General features: G+C 59.9%; 24 protein-coding genes and 1 tRNA gene. 20 read left to right on the top strand and 5 right to left on the bottom strand.

The window, feature by feature from the left end; genetic code table 11:
* Window positions 1-94: 94 nt before the first annotated feature.
* The 3 genes from KU306_RS01530 to KU306_RS01520 all read left to right on the top strand — a co-directional run bounded on the left by KU306_RS01530 (window position 95) and on the right by KU306_RS01520 (window position 2354).
* The gene (locus KU306_RS01530) at window positions 95-1336 is read left to right on the top strand and encodes an NAD(P)/FAD-dependent oxidoreductase (protein WP_007542688.1); all 1242 of its coding nucleotides are present in this window, start codon (window positions 95-97) and stop codon (window positions 1334-1336) included.
* Window positions 1337-1568: 232 nt separating this feature from the next.
* Window positions 1569-1808 (top strand): DUF7979 domain-containing protein, encoded by a 240-nt coding sequence (locus KU306_RS01525; RefSeq protein ID WP_244509657.1) that lies wholly within the window; start codon window positions 1569-1571, stop codon window positions 1806-1808.
* A 147-nt stretch (window positions 1809-1955) separates the two neighbouring features.
* The gene (locus KU306_RS01520) at window positions 1956-2354 is read left to right on the top strand and encodes a DUF7124 domain-containing protein (protein WP_193788120.1); all 399 of its coding nucleotides are present in this window, start codon (window positions 1956-1958) and stop codon (window positions 2352-2354) included.
* A gap of 100 nt (window positions 2355-2454) precedes the next feature.
* Here KU306_RS01520 and KU306_RS01515 read toward each other — a convergent pair whose 3' ends face one another.
* On the bottom strand, window positions 2455-2781 hold the full coding sequence (locus KU306_RS01515; RefSeq protein WP_007542691.1) for a NifU family protein: 327 nt from the start codon (window positions 2779-2781) through the stop codon (window positions 2455-2457).
* Between the two features lie 187 nt (window positions 2782-2968).
* On the opposite strand from KU306_RS01515, the gene mptA reads away from it, so the two are divergent.
* The gene (gene mptA / locus KU306_RS01510) at window positions 2969-3895 is read left to right on the top strand and encodes a GTP cyclohydrolase MptA (protein WP_007542692.1); all 927 of its coding nucleotides are present in this window, start codon (window positions 2969-2971) and stop codon (window positions 3893-3895) included.
* A 16-nt stretch (window positions 3896-3911) separates the two neighbouring features.
* Here mptA and KU306_RS01505 read toward each other — a convergent pair whose 3' ends face one another.
* A complete protein-coding gene (locus tag KU306_RS01505) occupies window positions 3912-4715 on the bottom strand; it encodes a TrmB family transcriptional regulator (protein ID WP_007542693.1) in 804 nt (267 codons plus the stop codon).
* Between the two features lie 74 nt (window positions 4716-4789).
* Window positions 4790-6439: a DUF255 domain-containing protein gene (locus KU306_RS01500; RefSeq protein WP_258302660.1), complete on the bottom strand. Its 1650-nt coding sequence runs from the start codon at window positions 6437-6439 to the stop codon at window positions 4790-4792.
* Window positions 6440-6565: 126 nt separating this feature from the next.
* On the opposite strand from KU306_RS01500, the gene KU306_RS01495 reads away from it, so the two are divergent.
* From KU306_RS01495 to KU306_RS01430, 14 genes are all read left to right on the top strand, one after another.
* Entirely contained in the window at window positions 6566-7063 is a 498-nt protein-coding gene (locus KU306_RS01495) for an FxsA family protein (RefSeq protein ID WP_193788114.1), read from the top strand.
* Between the two features lie 191 nt (window positions 7064-7254).
* Window positions 7255-7328 (top strand) — tRNA-Ile (locus tag KU306_RS01490).
* A gap of 171 nt (window positions 7329-7499) precedes the next feature.
* Window positions 7500-7925, top strand: a complete 426-nt coding sequence (locus KU306_RS01485; protein ID WP_258302659.1) for a hypothetical protein — start codon at window positions 7500-7502, stop codon at window positions 7923-7925.
* Entirely contained in the window at window positions 7915-8196 is a 282-nt protein-coding gene (locus KU306_RS01480) for an HNH endonuclease family protein (RefSeq protein ID WP_258302658.1), read from the top strand. The genes KU306_RS01485 and KU306_RS01480 overlap by 11 nt, the downstream gene beginning before the upstream one ends.
* On the top strand, window positions 8189-10114 hold the full coding sequence (locus KU306_RS01475) for a hypothetical protein (RefSeq protein WP_258302657.1): 1926 nt from the start codon (window positions 8189-8191) through the stop codon (window positions 10112-10114). Before KU306_RS01480 ends, KU306_RS01475 begins: the two co-directional genes overlap by 8 nt.
* Window positions 10115-10491: 377 nt before the next feature.
* On the top strand, window positions 10492-10863 hold the full coding sequence (locus KU306_RS01470) for a hypothetical protein (protein WP_258302656.1): 372 nt from the start codon (window positions 10492-10494) through the stop codon (window positions 10861-10863).
* A complete protein-coding gene (locus KU306_RS01465) occupies window positions 10863-11270 on the top strand; it encodes a DUF8023 family protein (protein WP_258302655.1) in 408 nt (135 codons plus the stop codon). Before KU306_RS01470 ends, KU306_RS01465 begins: the two co-directional genes overlap by 1 nt.
* A gap of 111 nt (window positions 11271-11381) precedes the next feature.
* Window positions 11382-12875 carry an Env/VP5 family phage fusion protein gene (locus KU306_RS01460; protein ID WP_258302654.1) on the top strand — a complete coding sequence of 498 codons (1494 nt, stop codon included), beginning with the start codon at window positions 11382-11384 and terminating at the stop codon, window positions 12873-12875.
* Window position 12876: 1 nt separating this feature from the next.
* Window positions 12877-13053, top strand: coding sequence for a hypothetical protein (locus KU306_RS01455; RefSeq protein WP_258302653.1), 177 nt, complete (start codon window positions 12877-12879; stop codon window positions 13051-13053).
* A gap of 28 nt (window positions 13054-13081) precedes the next feature.
* A complete protein-coding gene (locus tag KU306_RS01450; protein WP_258302652.1) occupies window positions 13082-13639 on the top strand; it encodes a DUF8063 family protein in 558 nt (185 codons plus the stop codon).
* The gene (locus KU306_RS01445) at window positions 13636-14496 is read left to right on the top strand and encodes a DUF8125 domain-containing protein (protein WP_258302651.1); all 861 of its coding nucleotides are present in this window, start codon (window positions 13636-13638) and stop codon (window positions 14494-14496) included. The genes KU306_RS01450 and KU306_RS01445 overlap by 4 nt, the downstream gene beginning before the upstream one ends.
* Window positions 14493-14696 (top strand): hypothetical protein, encoded by a 204-nt coding sequence (locus KU306_RS01440; protein WP_258302650.1) that lies wholly within the window; start codon window positions 14493-14495, stop codon window positions 14694-14696. The genes KU306_RS01445 and KU306_RS01440 overlap by 4 nt, the downstream gene beginning before the upstream one ends.
* Complete coding sequence (locus KU306_RS01435) at window positions 14693-15664, top strand: hypothetical protein (protein ID WP_258302649.1); 972 nt, start codon at window positions 14693-14695, stop codon at window positions 15662-15664. The genes KU306_RS01440 and KU306_RS01435 overlap by 4 nt, the downstream gene beginning before the upstream one ends.
* Before the next feature lie 85 nt (window positions 15665-15749).
* Window positions 15750-16655 carry a DUF4238 domain-containing protein gene (locus KU306_RS01430; protein ID WP_258302648.1) on the top strand — a complete coding sequence of 302 codons (906 nt, stop codon included), beginning with the start codon at window positions 15750-15752 and terminating at the stop codon, window positions 16653-16655.
* 57 nt (window positions 16656-16712) lie between these two features.
* Here KU306_RS01430 and KU306_RS01425 read toward each other — a convergent pair whose 3' ends face one another.
* Entirely contained in the window at window positions 16713-16973 is a 261-nt protein-coding gene (locus tag KU306_RS01425) for a MarR family transcriptional regulator (protein ID WP_258302647.1), read from the bottom strand.
* A 528-nt stretch (window positions 16974-17501) separates the two neighbouring features.
* Here KU306_RS01425 and KU306_RS01420 point away from each other — a divergent pair.
* Complete coding sequence (locus KU306_RS01420) at window positions 17502-18554, top strand: tyrosine-type recombinase/integrase (protein ID WP_258302646.1); 1053 nt, start codon at window positions 17502-17504, stop codon at window positions 18552-18554.
* 317 nt (window positions 18555-18871) lie between these two features.
* On the opposite strand, the gene KU306_RS01415 is transcribed toward KU306_RS01420, so the two are convergent.
* Window positions 18872-19822, bottom strand: coding sequence for a sensor histidine kinase (locus tag KU306_RS01415; protein WP_258302645.1), 951 nt, complete (start codon window positions 19820-19822; stop codon window positions 18872-18874).
* A gap of 418 nt (window positions 19823-20240) precedes the next feature.
* Between KU306_RS01415 and KU306_RS01410 the strand changes: the two genes are divergently transcribed.
* The gene (locus tag KU306_RS01410) at window positions 20241-20369 is read left to right on the top strand and encodes a hypothetical protein (protein ID WP_007542708.1); all 129 of its coding nucleotides are present in this window, start codon (window positions 20241-20243) and stop codon (window positions 20367-20369) included.
* Window positions 20370-20388 lie beyond the last annotated feature (19 nt).

The following is a 20388-nucleotide window of genomic DNA, read 5'->3' as shown; positions in this document are numbered from 1 at the left end:
TTGGGATTGTCGACTCTCGCTTCGGTTTTCGGCCGCCTCATGAATAATGAGGGAGATAGCAATCCACATTAACCCCGAATACAAACGTCGGGTTATGAGTCAATCGTACGTGATCGTCGGCGACGGTATCGCGGGTGCCTCCGCCGCGGAGACGCTCCGCGAGGAGGACCCCGAGGCCGACATCACAATCCTCACCGACGAGGGTGAAGCACTGTACAATCGCATTCTGATCAAAGAATTCGCCAAGGGCAAACTCCCCGAAGCGCCCATCTCTATCCACGACGAATCGTGGTACGACGACCGCGACGTCGACCTCGAACTGAACACCCTCGTCACGAACATCGACCCCGACGCGCACACGGTCACCGCCCACGACGGGACCGAGTACGAATACGACAAACTCCTTCTCGCTATCGGTGGGACGCCGACGCAACTCCCCGTCGAGAACTCCGACGCCGAAGGCATCCACCACTTCTGGACGTTCCAGGACGCTCGCAACATCAAAGAGCACATGGAACAGGCCGAGAACTCGGTCGTCATCGGTGCGGGCCTCCTCGGTATCGACCTCGCGGCCATCACCGCCGCCCAGGACGTCGAAGGCAAGTACCTGATGCGCGGCAAGGCGTGGTGGCGCTACGCGCTCTCGCAGGACGGCGCAGAGATTATCCACAACGCGCTCCGCGAGCGCAACGTCGAGCCCGTCTTCGACTCCGGCGTCGACCACTTCGAGGTCGACGACGAGGACCGCGTCACGACGGCTGTCGACCCCAACGGCGACCACTATGACGCCGACTTCGTCGGCATCGCCATCGGTCTCAACTTCAACACCGAGATTCTCCAGGGCACCGACATCGAGTACGACAACGGCGTCTACGTGGACGAGTACATGCGGACGAACCACGACGACATCTTCGCCGCCGGTGACATCACCGAGTTCCACGACCTCATCCTCGGCGAGCGCGCCCAGAACGGCGCGTGGGGCTCCGCCAAGGAACAGGGCACTATCGCCGCGAAGAACATGGTCGACTACGGCACCGAAGAGTTCCGCTGGGTCTCGTCGTACTCCATCACGCACTTCGACTTCCCGTTCCTCTCGTTCGGTCACCCGACCCTCGGCGACGACCACGTCGAAGCCAAGTACTCCGACACCGAGTGGCGGCGTCTCGCCATCAAGGACGGCAAAATCGTCGGCGGCGTCCTCATCGGCGACCTCTCGCCGCAGACGAAGTACAAGAAGCTGATGCGCGAACAGGTCGACATCAGCGGTCAGAAGGACACCCTCGTCAAGCAGGACTTCGAACTCGAAGACCTCGAAGGCGCGGCCGCCGAGCAGTAAGACCGCGTCTCACGACGTTCTTCTGGACGGACCGCTGGATACTATCGTTCGTTCAGTTTCTCTCATCTCCCCCTCTCCATCTCTCATCTCCTCCTCTCCGACTCTCATCTCCTCCTCTCCGACTCTCATCTATCCCTCTCCGACTCTCCCGGTAACCGTGTCACTCATTCATGGATTGTGGTACGTTGATATGTCACAAACACTTATGGTATCCAAAGCCATGTGTTACCATATGTCATCGAAGGATGGACAGCCGGCATCGGCGTCAGCGTTCAAAGCTGCTCCTGCCGTCGTGCCAATCACGGACGTTCCCCCGGGTGCTCGGGTTCGACACTTCGACGAACTGAGCGACCGGACGCAACAGGCTCTCACGACTGCGCTCCCCTCGGGTCACCTCGACATCGACCCGGAATCCACGAATCTCTCGCGTGGAGACGTCGTCGTGTTTACCGAGTACGTCCGCATCCACTAGCCGTCCCGCTGCATCGTTCGCTCACGACGACTTTCCTGGCGTCTCGTCACCCACGAGCCGTGCTGCCGAGCGACGGCGAGGACCGAAGTGGTTTTCCACGCTTCGCCGCTATCGCAGGACATGGCAGCAGGCGGCGGCCAAGGGACGATGACGCTCGCGTTCGAACTGGAGGCGCTCAAGCGCCTCGCCGACCCCAATGCGGCGTTTAGCGACGCGCGCCGCTGGTCGAAGTACGTCGGCGTGGTAAGCGAGAAGCCGACCTACGTCGTGACCAACTTCACCCGGAAGGAGCGAATCCGTCAGGACTTCTTCTCCGGGCCGCGCGGCGTCGAAGAGAGCCTCGAAAACGTGATGCGTCAGTTCGACACGGACAGACACGTCTTCGTCGGCACGACCGACGACGACCGCAGTATCGCCGAAGAAGCCGGCTGGGAGTTCCTCCCCGTCGAGGAGGCGGCCGACGCCGCCGAATGGCCTCTCGCCGGCGACGACGACCCGGTCGAAGACCCCTTCGAAGACGACGACGGCCGCGACGACTGGCCGTAGTCAGCGAGTCCGGGTCTCGGGTCGGGCCGGTGCAACCGCTCGATAGCGACACAGCCCACAGTCGAGACGCTCGAACGAAAAACGTCGGACTACCGACCGCTCAGAACGGCGGCGAGTAGTCTTCGTACTCGTCCATCTCTTCCATCTCTTCGGTCTTCGTCGGCATGACTGCGGCTCGCGGTCCACCCGCACGAACCACGTTCACTTTCGAGATGTCGTCGAGTTCTTCGGGGAGACGGTGACGTATCGCTTTCATCGTCATCGGTGCGATACCACAACCGGAACACGCTCCACCGATAGCGACTGTCACTTCTCCCGCGTCCTCATCTACGTCCTGAATCTCGAAGAACCCGCCGTGTTCCTGAATCTGCGGGACGTTGTTGCTGAGATAACTCCGCGTCTGTCGTTCGAGGCCTTCGGCACTCATGGTATGCCATACGTCAACAGTGTCCAAATAGGTTGTCCCGCTACCACGAGCGCGAACACGAATTGGCTGAACGAACCACAATCGTCCGTTTTCCTTCCACGAGTCGTCGCCGTACGTCACTGCGAGTCGAATCGATTCGGGTCCCCTACCGAAAGCCCTAATCACGGACAGTCCTTTTGCTTCCCCGATGAGTCACCAGTTGCCTGACGTACAGGCCTCTCAGCCCGACGTAACGGTCGGATTGAGTCAGGTCGGCGTCACAGGCGTCGAGAAGCTCGTCAAGATCGCCCGTGACGACAAGCGGCCGCTCATCTTGATGGCTGAGTTCGAGGTATTCGTCGACCTGCCCGGCGGACGCAAGGGTATCGACATGAGCCGTAATATGCAGGTTATCGACGAGGTTCTCGAAGCTGCGGTCTCCGAACCCGCCTATCGCGTCGAAGACATGTGCGGCGACGCTGCCGAACGATTGCTCGCAAAACACGACTACACGACGACTGCCGAGGTCAAGATGACCGCCGAACTCGTTATGCGGGAAGACACCCCCGCAAGCGGATTGGCGACCCAGAGCACCGCGAAAATCATCGCCGGTGCGACGGCGACCGAGGAGGGAACTCGCGAAGAAATCGGTGCCGAAGTCGTCGGAATGACCGTCTGTCCCTGCTCGCAGGGGATGTCGGCATCCCGCGCCCGCGACGTCCTCCAGGACCTCGCGGTCGACGACGACACCATCGAGGAGTTCCTCGACCAAGTCCCGCAGCCGGGTCACTCCCAGCGCGGTCACGCCACGCTCACCGTCGAGACCGAGGGGTCGCCGGATGTCGACCTCATCGACCTCGTCGACATGGCCCGTGATTCGATGTCGGCGCGCATCTACAACCTCGCGAAGCGCCCGGACGAAGACCACATGACGTACCACGCACACGCGAACGCGAAGTTCGTCGAAGACTGCGTCCGGTCGATGGCCGAGATGGCCGTCGAGAGCTTCGACCACCTCGCAGACGACGCCGTCATTCACATGAAGCAGTCGAACGACGAATCGATTCACCAGCACAACGCCCACGCAGAGCGAGAAGTAACGCTGGGACAGCTTCGCGACGAACTCGCGCGCTAACCCAACCCGACGCTCCTTACAGCGCCAGTGGGACCGCCCGCTCCCACCGCGGCTCGAACGTTTCTCGAAGGTCCGCCGCGAAGTCCGGGTCTTTCAGGTCGATCATCGCGAAGGCCTGCCCGGGGTCCAGCGGATTCGGCACCTCGATACAGACTTCGACGTCGTCGATGAGGTTGAACACGCCCGTCAGATTCTCCGCGGTCCGAACGTGGAACTGCGGGTGGTCAGAGAGCTGGTCCATGTAGCGCCGCCCGACACTCTCCGGGAGCGAATCGACCATATCTGGAGACATGAGGACCGACACCTCGACGCCGCGTTCGAGCGCCGCCTCGATTTCTTCGACGACGAGGTCGCCGACAGCTCCGAGGTCGAACTGGGGCGAGGGCGTCCCGGCGACCATCACGAGGCTCTCGTCGGCCGCCGACAGTCGCTCGATGAGCAGGTCGACCGTTTCGTCGTCGCCGACCGCGGCCGTCCAGAACTGGTCGTGAACCGGCTCAGCAGCGTCGAGTTCGGTCGTCAACTCGTCGACGACTTCTTGGTACTGCTGGGCTTTCTCGTCTAACTCCTGGCGCTTGCTTTCGAGCAGTCGGTCGAGCGCCGTGTCAGGTTCGACGGCGACGTACTTCTTCGGCCGGCTCGCCGCCTGACTCCGAATGAGGTGGTACTGTTCGAGGCTGTTCAACACGTCGTAGATTCGGCCCATCGGAACGTCACTCGCCCGTGAGAGCTCTTTGGCCGTCGTTGCTCCCGTCCGAAGGAGCGCGCGGTACGCCCGCGCTTCGTATTCCGATAATCCGAGATCGCGAAGACTTGCCATGCTCCGTCTGTCTCGTTTCTTCGTTATAAACAAACCGGATGTTTACACCAACATCCGGTTGGAAAATCGCCGACTTAGGCGTCGGGTGTGACTGAAGACACCGCTCGCATCAACTCGTCTGGAGTGGTTGCCTCTCGGTTTGTATCTCCGAGGCTGACACGTGCAGTCCCGTCTTCGACGTCCGCGTCGGGGACGACGAGGGCCTCGTGGTCGGCGACTCTGAGTGCCGCCCGATGCAGGTCCGTCCCGACGTCACCGCCGATTTCGACCACGAGCGGGTCGCGGAGGAGGCGGGCGGCGACGGCCCCGTACTCGGCGACCTGGACGCCGATTCGGTCCCACGCACCGGCGAATGCGGCCATGGTCTCTTCGGCAACGTCGCGGAACCGGTCCTCGCCGGTCAGAATCGCGAGATCGACGAGCGCGTTCGCCATCTCGACGTTTCCATCGAGCGGGCGAAGAGGATGCGACAGGAGGCCGTCGCCAGTCGCTGGCCCGTCGCGGAACGACCCATCGTCGAAGAGTTCGTCGATGGCGGCATCCGCGACGGACGTCGCGAAGTCGAGGTACGACTCGCCAGCGACACCGTCGGTTCCCAAGACTTGTCGGGCGCGACAGGCGGCCGCGACCACGCGAGCGTGGTCTTCGAGAAGAAGTGATTCGCCCGACTCGCCGCCCGACTGGAAGTGTGTCACGACCCCGTCGTCGACGAGGTCTTCACCGATTCGATGGAGCGCTCGGTCGGCGTACTTGCGGGCGGTCTCGTCGTCGGTCAGCCCAGCGAGAACGAGGAGTGCGTCGACCGCGAGGGCGTTGCCACCGGCGTAGACGGTGAAGTCGGTTCGCGGGCCGGGCGACTCCTCGCGCCCCTCGGAACCGAGGAGGTAGTAGTCGGTTCCCGCGGCCGGGCCCATGCTCCCGCCGAATCCGGTCCCCGACCACAGCGACTCGACGAGGAAGTGCGCCGTCTCGACTGCCGGGTCGCGATAGGCGCTATCGCCGGTGTACCGATACCCGTTTGCGAACGCTCGCACCAGGGCGGCGTTCGATTCGAGCGTCTTCTCGCGGTGCGGATTCGTCCACGAGCGGTCGTCGGCGTAGCGGAAGAACCCGCCCTCGACAGGGTCGAAAAGGCCGTCTCGAACCGCATCCAGACTTCGGAGCGCGCGCTGTTGGTCGCGCTTGAGTGCGAACTCGATGGTGCGCGGGAGCGGGAACTTCTGGGCGTCGCCCCAACCACCGTGTTTCTCGTCGAAGGTGACCTCCAGTTGCCCCGCGAGGTGTTCTTCGATTCGGTCCGATAGCTCGCCACCCGGCGGCAGGTCGCCAGCGAGCGCGCGAGGCATTCGACCGGCGTCGGACCCCTTCTTTTCCCACACCTCTCGGACGCGCTCTATGACTTGTCGCATCCCGTCCGGACGGACGAACGTCGTCCCGGTCATGGGCCGCCCGTCGGGTGTGAGGAAGACTGTCGACGGGAAGCCACCCATGTTGTACCGCTCTCGAATCCGTGGGTGTCGGTCCACGTCGACCCGAATCGGGACGAAGTCGTCGTTGATGTTCGCGGCGATGCGCGGTTCTGCGTACGTTTCGGCGTCCATCTCGTGGCAGTCCGAACACCACGTCGCTGTCAACGACAACAGAATCGGCTCGTCGGCCGACTGCGCCTCGGCGAACGCGTCAGCACCCCACGCTCGCCACTCGACGCGCGTCTCGTCGGTCATGTCAGTTCATGCGCGGTGGATGCGGGTAAGCGCTTCGAGGTGGCAAGGCACACGGCGAGGTGTCGATGTCCCCCGCGCCACTCCGGTGACAAAAGGGCTATGGGCCGCGACCCGGTAGAGGCGACCATGCGAACGCGCACGCTCATGGCGCTCTTGCTCCTCATCCCTCTCTCCGACGCCTTGCTCCTCGTGGTCGTCGCGCAGTACATCGACCTCGTGCCCACTGTCGCGCTCGTGGTCCTGACCGGCTTGGTCGGGATGCTCATCGTCCGCGCGGAGGGCCGACACACGCTTCGGAATCTCCAATCGAAGTTCGCGACGGGTGACCTGCCCACGAACGAACTCATGGACGGCGGCCTGCTCATCGCGGCGGGCGCGTTCCTCCTGACGCCCGGCCTCGTCACCGACACCATCGGCTTCCTCATCTCCATCCCGGTGACGCGCTATCCCATCCGCGAGGTGCTCAAGCGGTTCGTCGTCAAGCCGTACCTCGACAAGCGCGCCGACGGGTTCGTCTCCGGCACGGTGTGGACCGCCGGCTTCCCGCAGGGCGACTCCAACGGCGATGGCGTCTACGACGCCGACCCCAACTCCTACCGGTTCGGCGGCGACGACTCCGAGTAACGCGCTGATTCTCCCGTTCGTTCTTTCGTCCTGCGGTTCTCTGGGGCTTTCACACCGTTAGCCGTGTGAACAGCGACTGCTCAGAACCGCGGAACCGCCCGACGACGCCGACATTCACTAACACGCACCAACGCTGGTTCGAAAAGAAAGTCTTAAAATCAACAGCGCACAACGAGTGAATGCGCTTACCTGGGCCAATAGCTCAGTCAGGTTGAGCGCTCGGCTGATAACCGGGAGGCCCGCGGTTCAAATCCGCGTTGGCCCATCCAAAATTTAGTCGGACTCTGTCCGAACTAAATTGGGTCTTATGGCTCCCCAGCCACCAAGATTCTGCGGTTCCGCTAAATCAAGAGCGGCCAGTATTACATCAGTCCATAATCCGACCTAACGAGGGTCACCGCTATCTATCGGTCTTAGTAGCCGGAGGTGGTCTCTAATGTCCCAGACTCGTCGAGAGACGAATCTGTGGCGGCACGTCCGGTACCACTGCCGGAGCTGCAACGCTTCGTGTCTCGTCGACCACGACGAACGCGCGGCCAAGATGCGCGAGTGCAAGGACTGCGCGCGCATCCCTGCCATCGAGGACGAGATACGGGACCACCGTCTCACCTCGCTCCTGTGGGCGCATCTTGCTGCTTCAGAAACCACCGCAAGGCCCGGAGAGGACGGGCAGGTTCTCGGCGGGCGCGCGGTGCTAACGCGCGACCGCCCTGACCGTCCTGCTGGAAGCGAGGGCTTGTCCCTCGACCCGGAAGCCGGGCCGCAAGAGGCCGACGGCCGTCGGCCGAAAACGAGTGGCGGTAAGGCCCAGTGCCGTCTGAACGATTTCCTCTGTACAGACGGAGGCGAGCGTGGCCGATGATGCTGCTCTAACCCTCCACCACACTGGCGAGGGTTACGAGTACGTTAGATGCCGGAGCGGTGGCGACGACGCCACGGTCTACATCCACCGGCTGGTCTTCGTCGCGGAACACGGCCTCGACGCGCTGCCGGTCGGGTGGCACGTTCACCACGAGATTTCAATCCCGTGGCTGAACACGCCGTCTAACCTCGTCGCTGTCGAACCTGTTGCCCACAGTCGCCACCACCTCCAGGGCGAACCTCTCTCTGCTGACGGGGGCGCACGTGAGTAGTCCAGGTGCCCCGACACCCGGCGCTCACGACTCGCCAACCAAGAGTGGTGACTCTCGGCCTTCCAAGGAGACTAACTCTGTAGAGGCGTCTACCGCCGGTTCTCCAGCAGAGGACAATTTCGAGGAACGGGTCCACGAACGCGTACTGGAATTCATCGAGAAGTACCCCGAACTGGCCGAGACACCAATCTGCGAGACGCACGAGCGGAAGCTCCGGCGCATCGTGACCGAAGCAGATTGGCGAGACACGTTTGTCGAACCGGAAGACCCGATGGAAAAGGGCTTCTACGTCACGGAGTTGGAGAAACGACACGCTGCGACGTGGGCTGACGCACTGAGTGCGTTCCTCACCGCGCACGTGGGCTACAAAGGCCTGACCGCCCGGTTCGCCAACGACGATGGCGACGAGTTCGAGCTACCGCTGACCGACGCGTGGGGCGAGACGTACTCGAAGAAACAGTATGCGCGTGCGCTCGGCCTCCAACGACAGATGGGCGGCGGTGAACGACCGTCCGGCGGTGAGGCAGTCGCGGCGTGGGACGCGCCCGCGACCGCGATGCTCACCTTCACCGCGTCGTCAGTGCCGAACGGTGACCGACTGCCGCCGGTCGAACACACCGATGCGCTCCACGACGCCTTTTCGTACGACGGAGTGCGCGACACGCTTCGGAACACGATGGAATATCATCTCGGCCTCGACGCTGACCAGTGGGGCTACTGGCTACAGGCAGAGCCGCACGGCATGGGCGGCGACGGTACCGGGATGAACGCGTGCTACACGCACCTCCACGTGGGCGTCTACTTCGACGCGTTCGAACTTGACCTGGAAGCTGTCGGCCCCGAGTTCGAACGGGTGATAGACAAACACGTCGCTGAATGTGAATACGCCTCTTTCAGTGCTCACGACTACCGAGACACCGATTACCTCAACGACTCGGACGGCTGTATTTCGCTGAACGCTGGTGTGGAGAACATGGGTTCGTACCTCGCGGCGTACATGGGCGGCTACACCGAGGAACTGCTGGATAAGCCGGTCGAATACCTCGCGTGGGGTGCAATCTACTGGTCCGCTGCTCGACGGCGGACCTCTCGCTCGAAAATTGTCACAGAAGCAATCGCTGCGGACGCGTGCGAGCAACGTGCCGAATCGGAGCAGTCCACCCAGACCGACCCGCACGGTGAACAGGTCGAATGGAATGACGGCCGTGGTCCAGACGTTGTCTGTGAGTGCTGCGGTTCTGGATGGGCTATCGACCAAACGCGCCTCGACGAGCCAGTTTCAGACAACGTCCTCTCTGAGGCACTTGCTGATGGAGGGGACACCCCCGACGACTCGACTGGAGAACTGTCTCTTGCTGAACGCTGGCCGACCGCGACCTCGGCGGCGAGGTTTGGTGAATCGACTACGAAAACTCGGATACGGAAGCGTGTTGAGGCTGAACTCAAGTACAGCGATGAGGACCTCACTTTTGAGCAGGTAGTTGGCAGGAACATCAGCGAAATCCCGAAGAAATACTGGGACTTTGTTAAGTCAATACTGAACGGCGAAGATACATCTCAACTAGAGTCGTTCGTCCGTGCCTCGCTCAAGTCGGAGTGGCGACTGGAAGCAATCATCGACCGTGACGGTGAGGAACACCTACCCGGCGGTGGTGGCGTCGATATGGCTCCGCTGAAGATGCCTGTTCAACGGGTGCTGCAAGAGACGCGACTACAGTACGACCTCAAGAAGGGCGAGATGTGGCGCTGTTCAGAGTGTAACGTCGGAAGTTACCAGACAAAATGGATGGCTCGCCATTTGGTTGAAATACACGGTCTCGACCAACCGGAGAGTGCCGACCACGTGCTGCACGTTGAGGACTACTTTGAGAAGGACCGCGAGTGTATGCGGCATCCTGCAAAACAGATTCATGGTTAAATTCATACCAATCCCCACATGAAATCGGAGTGACTAATGAAGTTAGAAAAAGAACACTACACAGATGGTTACCAAGCACTACTTACGGGTCTCTTCGTGGCTATGATTATTAATGCTCCAGACCCGTCGTTCGGGCCGCTTGTGAACAATATTATTGTTGCAACTACAATTCTCGCAAGTGTTTTTATTTTGCCATTAGGTATGTGGTTTTTCGACCGGATTGGTGAGATGATTAAACGATGAGAGTCTGCTTGAGGCCCTCACAGAGGATTAAGAGATTCGAATAAACGTATTGGTTCTTATCCGACTAGTTTTTTGTTTCACTTTCACTTGGGTGCCCGTGCTAGCTAGTATCAACTAGACTGACATACAGTTGTATGGCATCTGAACCGATGTCGTTCGACGACTTCGAAGAAACAGAAGTTGAGGACGACTACGACGACGGAGTAGAGGAAATTAAATTCGAAGTGGGCGAGCCGGTGGTCGGCGTCATCGTCGACATCGACCGCGACGTGGGTCCGAACGAAAACGACGTGATTCACCTCGCTCGTGGCGGCGACCTCGCCGACCGGGTGAAGTTCTGGTCGAACGGCCAGATTCGGCGCACTATCGAACAGAAAGGCCTCGGAAACGGGAGCTGGCTCGCGGTCAAGAAGACCGACAAGACGCGCACCTACGAGTACGAAACCGACGACGGCGAGACGGAAGAACGCGAGTACCACGTCTTCGACGTTCGGGGTGAGAAGTGATGGCGTCGCGGTACCAGAAGGGACTGGCTGGCTTCGCGTCGGACTACGCGATGCTGCGGACGATTCCGGCGCTGCTGTCGGTCGTATTCGTTGCGACCGGCCTGTACGCCTTCGGCGGCATCTCGGACATCACGCTGACGTGGCTATCGAACTACACGCTGACGACCCAACACGCGGTCATCGGAAGCCTCGCAGTGTACGCTATCGCGTTCATGAGTTCCGAGACGAAGAACCTCGAACACTACGAGTACTGGGAGATGGGGTTCATCCTCGCCACGCCCGCGGTCATCCTCGGCTGGGAGTACACGACTGAGATACCAGACCTGCTGCTCGGTCTGGGCGACCCACTCGGCGCACAACTCGCGTTCCTGATTACGGTCGCAGGATGGGCAGTCGCAGTGAGGTGACAGAGCCATGAAACACACTTTTGGCATGACTCGACTCCAAGCAGCGGCCTCGTTAGGCTACCTGCTGCTGGTCTTCGCTGTGGCGTCGGTCATCGTCTTGGGAGGCCTCTGATGAGCTTCGCACGACGAGGACTGGCGGTGCTGTTCGTGGTGCTGTTGGTGACGACCTCGGCGGCAACCCCGGTGGCTGCACAGACAGTCTCGGGTGACTGTTCTCCCTCGGGATTCCTCCGCGACTTCATCGGGTTCTTCATCGGCGTCGATGACCCCCACGGGACCTGCGAGGTTCACACGACGAACACCATCGAGGAGATGAAAGAAATCGACGCGAACCAGACAGAGGTCGATATCTATTCGGGGGCAGTCGGTTCCAAGGCCGGTCACGAGGCGTGGGTTGCTCCGGTTGACAACTACCTCAACGACTCCGAGTCGGTCGCGTGGATGAAAGCACAGGTCGCTATCGCTGAAGCCTACCAGAACGGTGCAACGAAGTTAGAGGCACAAGTCGCTGCACGGCAGGCGATTGCTGACTACTACGCTATCAAGCAGAGGAACGTCCTTGAGGCGACTTCGCAACACGCCAGCGAAATGGCGTACCTCGCCAGTGTCGCCCGCAACGAGTCGGGAGTGTCTAAGCGGTTCCTGTACGCTCACGGCGACCACTCAGACGGAAGTTCCTACGATGGTGAGTTCTGGATTACCGGACGGTCGAATGCGACGTACACGCTTGTCAACGGCAACACGACGACGTACACGACGCTGACGGTCAAGAATCACCAGTTAGGGTTCGGTACGACCGGCGACGAAGAGACGTGGAGCCTGTCGAATCTGGAACCCCACAACAACAAGAAGACCACGTTGAAAGGGGCGCTGAAGGTCAAAGCACCAAACAGCAACTACGACCAACAGGAGGTTTTCGACTACGAGTGGTACAAGACTCGCCTTCAGGTAATCCAGTCGAAGAACTCGAACCTTCAGGACGAAGCCGAGAACTTCGTCAACGCGACGTGGGAGGACTACGATAGCGGCCAAATCAACGCCTCAGACGTAATTTCGGCCAACACCGCCATGTTCGAGTACGGCACTCAGACGGGTGATGAGTCCTCGTTGTACTCGTCGACGGCGGCGCTCGCGCTGATGGGATTCGATACGCCGGACCTCAACTCGTCCGGTCTGATGAACGTCACCTACCAGAACACGACCTATCAGGGTCTCGTGCTGGCTCGCAGCGCGCCCGGTGGCGCGTGGCAGGCCAACACGACGTACAACGCCTCGAACATCTCCGGTCCAGTGTTCTTAGCGACCGCAGACGGTCGGAAAGTGGACCTCACTGATGAGTTCACTGTCACCGAGATGACGGCGAAAGACGGCACCAACATCCAGACCCAGAACACGACGACCTACGTCTACAAGACCGCCAACACCAGCCAGCTGCTCGAGATGCAAGAGCAGCTCACCGAACTTCGTATGGAAATCGAAGAACGAGAGCAGGCTGTCGGCGGCGATGGTGGCTCTGGAAGTGGCCTCAACACGCAACTCGTCGGCGCTGCCGTTATCGTCGGCGCTGTCGCCGTGCTGCTCATCCAACGGGAGGGAAGACAGTGAAATGATTCCACTCCTGTTTCGGTTCCTCCCGGTCGGCACACTCGTCGGCCTCGTCGTACTCGGCGGCGCGTTACAACTCGCCGGAATCGACGTGCTCGGGATGGCGACCAACGCAGTCCGCGACCTCGTTGGAATCCCCGACTGGACGGGGCTGTTCGACGTTGGCTCGCTCTGGTAGCACCTTCTGAACACACTTCTTTGCGCCCATGAAACACAGCACACTCACACTCGTCAGTTGTATCGCCCTGCTGCTCGTCGCGACCGGGACGGCCGTCGCTGCGAACAACACCACAGCGACCGCGACCTCGACGCCAGCGAACGCCTCGAAGACACCGTACTTCGGGGATGTGGCTGGCGACCCAGCCGTTCGAATCGTCTCCGCCGAGTACACGGATGGGACGGTCGTACTCGAACTCGAATCCGACCTGCCCAGAACGGTGACGGTGACGGCCCCGACAGGCTCCGATTCGGTCGGTGCCGCCTCGGGGAACCTCGCCTCTCGTTCAATCCCTCCAGGACGAACGACGATTCGAATTGCCTCCCCGGAACCTCGCGTGACGCTCGTCACGTCGTACTCCATCGAGAACGGGAAGTACACTGAAATCCGGCTCACGTCCGGGTCGTCGCTTATCTCCGGTCCGTTCACCGGCAAGGACGTGCGAGACGCGACGATAGGCGGGGCGCTCGGCACCGGCTTCGGTGCGCTCCTGATAATCGTGCGGCGACGGTTCGGCCTCCACAGAGGCATGGAGCGTGTCGCATGACCGACGAAACCCCTGAAAGCGGAGCTGCGCCTGAGCGCGACACTCCCGAAGAACCGGACATGTCGGCGGCCTCGACGACGGTCGCACCGGACCCAGAAGCCGGGCGACTGGTCACGGTGTTCGTGTGGGTGATGCGCTACGGCGTTCACCTCGCGGTCGCTGGCGGCCTGCTGCTCGTCGGCCTCGTACTCCTGTTCGAGATTCGCATCCCTCGCTCCGTGCAAATCATCGGCCTCACTGGTGGCCTCTCTGCCGTCCTTGCTGGCCGCTGGGTCGGCTCGCAGGCTGTGAACCTGATGGGCGGCCCCCAAATGATGTGGCTCGTAGACCTCGACCTGCTGGACCGTGACGGCGCGGGCGTGTACGCCTGCCCGACTCCACGCTGGTCTGAATGGACAGTCGTCGACGGCCAACTGTGGTGGGCGACGCCGAACCTCGCGTTCGGTCGTGGCGTTGACCTCGACGCTCGGGAAGTCGCCGGGACGTGGGTCGGCTCGACGCCGGACCCAGTGCTGGCGCGGGCGCTCGAATACCTCCGCTACAACCGGAACCAACTCGAACCGAAGGCTCGGAAGGGCGAAGCTCTCGAAATCAACGCCTTCGCAATCGTCCGCGCGGCGGCAGTGCGTACCGTGAAGCACGTGATTCGAACGTTCGAGAAGGGGTCGCTCCCGGACGATGGCGAGGCGCTTCACGCGGAAATCGACGCAGTGCTGGAAGATTTCGACCTCGACAAATCGGATTCCATCTTCGATGAGGACCCGACTGAATGGTCTCCGGGGCAGGACGAACCCGCGCCGGACCCACTGGCAAAGCTCGCAGAACAACGGCAGGCAGCAAACGGAGAGACAGAATGAAACTCGACAGTGGAGGTGACACACTCAGGCTTGACCGCTCCGACGGCGGCGGAGATGGGCGCGACTGCGCTCACGACCTCGACGACGGTGAGGCCCGAAACGAGTGGGGAAATTCAGACGAACTCAGGCCTGACCGCTCCGACGGCGACGGAGACGGGCGCGACTGCGCTCACGACCTCGACGGCGGTGAGTCCGAATGACTGACGAACGGTTGCTGACGGCGGCGAAACTGTACGAACAGGTGCGTGGGCGCATCGACGGCGACCACCGCCTGCTGGACCACGCCGGGCTGCCGGTCTCGAAGGGCGACCACGCGAACCTGTCGTTCCTGAACTCGCTCGACCTCGTAGACGACGACGGTCTGGCCGACACGTTCGCCGAAACCTCGCTCGGTCGGCTCGTCGATTCGTCGCTGCGGACGGAAGCCGCAACCCGTGCGGTGCAATCGTCGCACGCGACCGCGCTTTCGTACCTCGTCGGAGTGACCCAACAGGACCTCGACGCCAGTTCGCTGACGCTCCCGCTTCGCCTAATCGACGAACTCGAAAACAACGGTGGCCTCACTACGATAACCGGCGCTGGGAACCCGAATACGGGCAAGACGAACACGATGTTCCTCTTGAATGGCGACCTCGCCCGCGCCCACTGGGGCGATGACCTGCTGGTTATCTCGAACGTCGGGACGTGGGACGGCGCGGACATCGTGGTGCGGTCGATGTACGACCTGATGGACGTGCTACTGACCCACCGCGAGCGCCCGAAGACAGTGACAATCGACGAAGGCTCGACGCACTTCGACGCCCGGACCTACCGGCGCGAAGTGGCCTCGCAGTGGACACCAGCGATTAAGCGATTCTCGAAGCTCGGCGTCGAGTCCGTCGGCGTGGTGAGTCACACCGGGAAAGACGTACACCCCGAACAGAAACGACTCTCGACGTTGTCGTTCTACAAAGAGAAACAGGACGAAGTGACGTTCTACCGCGACTGGGACGCCGATTCAGACTCGCCTGATGGCGAGTTGTTCGGCGGCTCGCTGGTTAATTTGGAACCAACGTTAGAGAAGTACGACCCGGACGACGCCGCGCCGTGGGCGTGGAACCTGCCGAGTGACCTCTTTCAGGAGCAGTTCGAGGACTGGGCAGAGTTTCACGAGTTACTCTTGTCATGATGGACTAAGTAGTGGTCCCCACCACCACACAGTTGGGTCTCGGGGCGCCGATAGCTATTATGTCTAATCCCTACTGTATTCTTCTGTGAGAGAGGAATATATTGCCCAACATCTGGTGCACGCGTATCATTTGTCGATGTTTAGTATATCAGAGGATACTGACCATGTCCATGCGTTCGATAAGGTTTCTGAGAGTACATTTAAGGCGTCTGTATCCAATGTCGCTGTTGCTGACTGGTACTACGATGGGAAAGAGGAAGACCCTGAGACTGAGCTTTGGCTTCAAAAAATTGAGTCCGACGTTGTTGGTCAGACCGGCGCATACAATAAATTCAGGATTCTGAAGGACCTGTCAAATACACAGATAACCCGCGAAGATGTCTGTGCGATGGCGAAATACATTGCCTTACATGATGAAAGGACTGCTACTGTTCGGAAATCGCTCAAGAAGATTCCAGAACATATACTGAATGCCTATGACGGAAATATGACTGACGATTTCCGTGAAGAACTTGAGAGATCCATGGAAACAGATTCTCTTAGAGACACACATGTGAATGTGATGAAGTCAGTAGTTTCTTCGGCTCAAGTATTGGTTGATGAATTCTATTGGGCTATTCTCGAAAATGACACAGATATCCCTCTCTGGACTTCTGATAATCCTGTTGCTAAGACCAATGAATATGATTTGAGCCCGTACGGTTCACTAGGTTTACATTCTCCTGGTATACAGATCTACTTTCCATTATCGCCAGATTCTGTTCTGGCTCTCTTTGACCCTGACCAATATTATTTAGCTAGTTCAGAGATCACAAATCCGGCAGAGATCAAGAAGTTAAACCGGATTCAGGTTGAGTGTTGTGATCGGCAAGTTTACTCTTCAACATGTGATTTCTCAGATGCGAAAGAACTCATCTCACAATATCCTGAAATTGCAGATGAGGATTATACAAGACAAAGCTTCAGTACTGGTCTTCCAGATAGCCTGTGATAATTAACACCCACCCATCCACCGCCCCCTTTACGGGTAAGGGTGGTGGGTGCTCCCTTACTCGCTGTTCTCTAACTCGGCGGCGTTGATCTCCCCGGAGAGATAGGCGCGACCGTTCGAAGAAATCCGGTAGTACCCGCGCTCAACCTCCTCAAGTAAGCCTGCCTTGCTGAGTTTACTTATTCGTCTGGAAACCCAGTTCCGAGTGTAATCGAGATTCATCGCAACAACAGCAGGGCTGAGAATCAGGTCGGATTCGTCTAAAAGTTCCAGTACCCGGTCGTCAGTCTGATTCATCCACTCGACGCGCGGGCGCATACTCTTCTGTCACGCTACGGCCTATAACTCGTACCGGTTGATTCACTTCCAAACATCGAATGTTGATTGGTAGAACACGAATCACTGGGTTAGAATTAAGTCGAATGGCTGTATCTATCCAACCAACGGAAGCTACAGACGGCTCTGAGCGGTTCGAGTTCGTCAGAAGCGGACCCAGCGCAGGCACGCTGGCCCGCAATGGCTCCCGTAACGGAGGTACGGAAGCATGTTTACCTACACCGCTTGGGGTATTCAACCCCTACGAACGGTCGGTTGTACAGTCAGACTGAGTGACATTACTTTCACTCAAACCTACACTTTCACTCCGCATTCATGGCTCAGTGCTTTATCAGAACAGGCCGAACCTCTCACCCGGCTGACGGTCCCCTTCGAGGGCGCTCAACCTACCAGAGCCAGCGCCCCCGTACCGGACCGTGGCCTCCCAAAGGACGCCATGATTGCATTAGCGAACCCCACCTGTAAGGGTAGCGGATGGACCGGAAGTGATGGGAGTTCGGAGGTGGTTCGATGACGAACGACCTCGACCCAATTACGCCCGAGTCGGCGCTGTCGTACTACCTCGACGCTCGCCAGTACGACCTCTCGGACGACACCCTGCGGTCCCACCGCTATCGAATCGAGTCGTTCATCCGCTGGCTCCAGTCGCCAGAGTACGGTGACGGGGAAGTGCTGAACATGAACGACGTGGACCTGCGGACGGTTCACGCCTACCGCGTGTTCAAGCGCGAGGAGAATTTCGAGGGTGACGAACCCTGCAACGCGGTGACGATGCAGGGGCAGGTCTCGACGCTCCGCGTGTTCTTCCAGTACATCGCAGACATCGACGCGGTCCCAGAGGAGCTGGCAGACCGGATTCGACTCCCTCGCCTACAGCACGGCGAAGACGTGTCCGAAAGCGTGCTCGACTCCGAGCGGGCGAACGCGATTCTCGACTACCTCCACAAGTGGGAGTACGCAAGCTCGGAACACGTCGCGTTTCTCATCTTGTGGCGCACGTCCTGCCGTCTCGGCGGGCTGCGCGCGCTCGACGTCTCGGACTTCGACCGGGAGGAGCGGGCGTTGTGCTTCCGCCACCGTCCGAAGACTGACACCGGTCTGAAGAACGGGGCGCGTGGCGAGCGCGACGTGTCTCTGAAGCCGCGGGTCGCTGCGGTCATCGAGGACTACATCGACGGACCACATCGGCACAGGGTGACTGACGAGTTCGGACGCTCGCCGCTGGTGACGACGGTGAAGGGCCGGCCGTCACCGACGACGATTCGCCTCTGGTGTTACAAGTGGTCTCGTCCGTGCGCGATTGGCGAGGTCTGCCCGGATGGGCGCGACCTCGACGAGTGCGAGGCGACGAGTCACAACGCTGCGAGCAAGTGCCCGTTCTCGGTTTCGTCACACCCAGTTCGCGCTGGTTCTATCACGGCGTTTCGTGATGCGGGCGCACCTCGGGAGGTGGTCAGCGACCGGGGCGACGTGAGCGAGAAGATTCTGGAGAAGCACTACGACCGTGCTTCGTCTCGCCAGCGGATGCGTCGCCGCCAAGAGTTCATCCCCGACAATCTGTGAAGATGAGGGGAAACACCGATTTCGGAGGTCTGAGGGCATCGAGGGGCCTGATTATGCATACCGCGTTGGCCCACTCCCATCGGTAACGATTCGTTGCCGATGAGAGTTAGGGGCTCAAACTCCCCGGCCACCCAACTTCTACGGAAACCTACACCCGATAGAGAGTGTTCTCTGGCGGTCGTGCAACCAACAGCGATTACGGCAGTCGACACTGTGTAGCGAGCCGTATCGACGCTGTCTGGCGAGTGGGATAGCCGAGGGTCTGTCAGACATTCCGAACACGACCTTCGAGAACTCCGTCCAGAAGCCGGCTAGCATCACCCCTCGGCACCCTGCAGCACAAACACCACGTGTCCGCCCGAACCGGACGACTGAAACCGAAGTGCCCCACCAGATTGCCGAAGCACCCAGTTCATCATCCACATACCCAACCCAGAGCCGTGCGTGAGCGACGTTTTCGGACCGGGTTCTAACGCCTCGTATTCGATATCCGGAATCCCCGGCCCGTCGTCGACGACGTGAAGCACCACGTTCCCGCGGGTTCGCTCGGCTGTCACCTCGACCTGCGGTGAGTTGCCCCCAGCGTGTTGGTGAGCGTTCGAAATCGCTTCTTCGAGAGCGGTTTCGAGTTGTGGATGTCCTCGGACAGTCACGTCGGCGGGAACGTCAGTGGTGATGTCGGCGTCGGGGTACTGGGCTCGGATTTCGGTGACGGTGGTGTCGACGAGTTCCGGGAGGTCGATGGCGACGTGATTTTCGTCGTCGACCATCGTCGTCTCGTCTATCGTCGACGCGTGTTCGCACAGCCTGACCACGCGGTCACTCTGTCGGAGAATACGGTCGATATCCTGGTTGGTGTCCGGGTTTGGAAGGTCCCGAGCAAGGTTAGTTGCCGAGCCTTGGACAATGTTCATGCTGTTCCGAAGGTTGTGCCGGAACACGCGATGGAGAACGGTGCGTTCTTCTTTCAGTTTCCGGAGTGACGCGTTCTTCTGTTGCAGAGAGCGGCGACTCCGCTTCGTCAAGACGTAGATGAAACCGGCGGTGAGAAGTACTTCGAGACCTCCCTTGGCGGCTTGCAACTGGGCGAGCAAGGCCGCCGATTCGACCCACTGGACCAACAGCACGTCCGAGAAAAAGAGAGACCCCGTCCCGAGAACCAGATAGAGCAACGAGATTCGAAGCGGCGTCAATTCCCACTGGAAGATGGTTTTCAGCCACTGTTCGATGGAAAACCCGCGCTGTTGATGGATGGATGGGATGGACATGATTGGACGCAACTCCACTGATTATTCGTCTATAATATCATTTTCAGATTACAAGTTAGCTCTTCCCCCGAAGGAATGAAATAGATATCCGAATAATATATGAGGATTAGGCTGGCGACACGCTGGGATAGTCGAGTCAAAAATCGAGTCAAAGTTGGTGTCGCACCCACCCGTCGACGACGAAAACTGTCGAGGGTCGCAAAAATAACCACGTCAGGTGGCCGAGCGATTACTAGCGAAAATAAACGAAATCAGACATATGGCAGACCCTCAAAGTCACCATTTCGGACCCCCGAACCAGGCGAGAAATGCCGAGCAGTCGCCCGATTTCTCGATACCAGACACTCACCACCTGACCAAATTTACTCAGTTCTGTATCCCAGTAGTATTAAAACCATACACGACATATGAACTGGTGATGCCTACCATTGACGTTTCCGAACACCTGTACCGACAGCTCCAGTCCGCTGCCGACGGCGAAGACCTGAACGCAGCGATGTGGAAGATGGTCGGTCGCTACCAGCGCGGCAACACCCCGGGCGACTAAGCAGGTTCGGAACCCTCCG

Source organism: Haloferax larsenii, assembly GCF_024730625.1.
Taxonomy (GTDB): domain Archaea; phylum Halobacteriota; class Halobacteria; order Halobacteriales; family Haloferacaceae; genus Haloferax; species Haloferax larsenii.
The sequence above is the reverse complement of the archived record's forward strand: the minus strand, read 5'-3'. Positions and strand labels throughout refer to the sequence as shown.

Excerpts from the sequence above, each read along its gene's own strand:
- KU306_RS01525 (WP_244509657.1), top strand. The coding sequence starts at position 1,569 with ATGTCATCGAAGGATGGACAGCCGGCATCGGCGTCAGCGTTCAAAGCT.
- KU306_RS01415 (WP_258302645.1), bottom strand. The coding sequence starts at position 19,822 with ATGTCCATCCCATCCATCCATCAACAGCGCGGGTTTTCCATCGAACAG.
- KU306_RS01505 (WP_007542693.1), bottom strand. The coding sequence starts at position 4,715 with ATGGCAAGTCTTCGCGATCTCGGATTATCGGAATACGAAGCGCGGGCG.
- KU306_RS01450 (WP_258302652.1), top strand. The coding sequence starts at position 13,082 with ATGAAACACAGCACACTCACACTCGTCAGTTGTATCGCCCTGCTGCTC.
- KU306_RS01515 (WP_007542691.1), bottom strand. The coding sequence starts at position 2,781 with ATGAGTGCCGAAGGCCTCGAACGACAGACGCGGAGTTATCTCAGCAAC.
- KU306_RS01520 (WP_193788120.1), top strand. The coding sequence starts at position 1,956 with ATGACGCTCGCGTTCGAACTGGAGGCGCTCAAGCGCCTCGCCGACCCC.
- KU306_RS01420 (WP_258302646.1), top strand. The coding sequence starts at position 17,502 with ATGACGAACGACCTCGACCCAATTACGCCCGAGTCGGCGCTGTCGTAC.
- KU306_RS01410 (WP_007542708.1), top strand. The coding sequence starts at position 20,241 with ATGCCTACCATTGACGTTTCCGAACACCTGTACCGACAGCTCCAGTCC.
- mptA (WP_007542692.1), top strand. The coding sequence starts at position 2,969 with ATGAGTCACCAGTTGCCTGACGTACAGGCCTCTCAGCCCGACGTAACG.
- KU306_RS01460 (WP_258302654.1), top strand. The coding sequence starts at position 11,382 with ATGAGCTTCGCACGACGAGGACTGGCGGTGCTGTTCGTGGTGCTGTTG.
- KU306_RS01465 (WP_258302655.1), top strand. The coding sequence starts at position 10,863 with ATGGCGTCGCGGTACCAGAAGGGACTGGCTGGCTTCGCGTCGGACTAC.
- KU306_RS01470 (WP_258302656.1), top strand. The coding sequence starts at position 10,492 with ATGGCATCTGAACCGATGTCGTTCGACGACTTCGAAGAAACAGAAGTT.
- KU306_RS01435 (WP_258302649.1), top strand. The coding sequence starts at position 14,693 with ATGACTGACGAACGGTTGCTGACGGCGGCGAAACTGTACGAACAGGTG.
- KU306_RS01455 (WP_258302653.1), top strand. The coding sequence starts at position 12,877 with ATGATTCCACTCCTGTTTCGGTTCCTCCCGGTCGGCACACTCGTCGGC.
- KU306_RS01530 (WP_007542688.1), top strand. The coding sequence starts at position 95 with ATGAGTCAATCGTACGTGATCGTCGGCGACGGTATCGCGGGTGCCTCC.
- KU306_RS01440 (WP_258302650.1), top strand. The coding sequence starts at position 14,493 with ATGAAACTCGACAGTGGAGGTGACACACTCAGGCTTGACCGCTCCGAC.
- KU306_RS01425 (WP_258302647.1), bottom strand. The coding sequence starts at position 16,973 with ATGCGCCCGCGCGTCGAGTGGATGAATCAGACTGACGACCGGGTACTG.
- KU306_RS01495 (WP_193788114.1), top strand. The coding sequence starts at position 6,566 with ATGCGAACGCGCACGCTCATGGCGCTCTTGCTCCTCATCCCTCTCTCC.
- KU306_RS01485 (WP_258302659.1), top strand. The coding sequence starts at position 7,500 with ATGTCCCAGACTCGTCGAGAGACGAATCTGTGGCGGCACGTCCGGTAC.
- KU306_RS01445 (WP_258302651.1), top strand. The coding sequence starts at position 13,636 with ATGACCGACGAAACCCCTGAAAGCGGAGCTGCGCCTGAGCGCGACACT.
- KU306_RS01500 (WP_258302660.1), bottom strand. The coding sequence starts at position 6,439 with ATGACCGACGAGACGCGCGTCGAGTGGCGAGCGTGGGGTGCTGACGCG.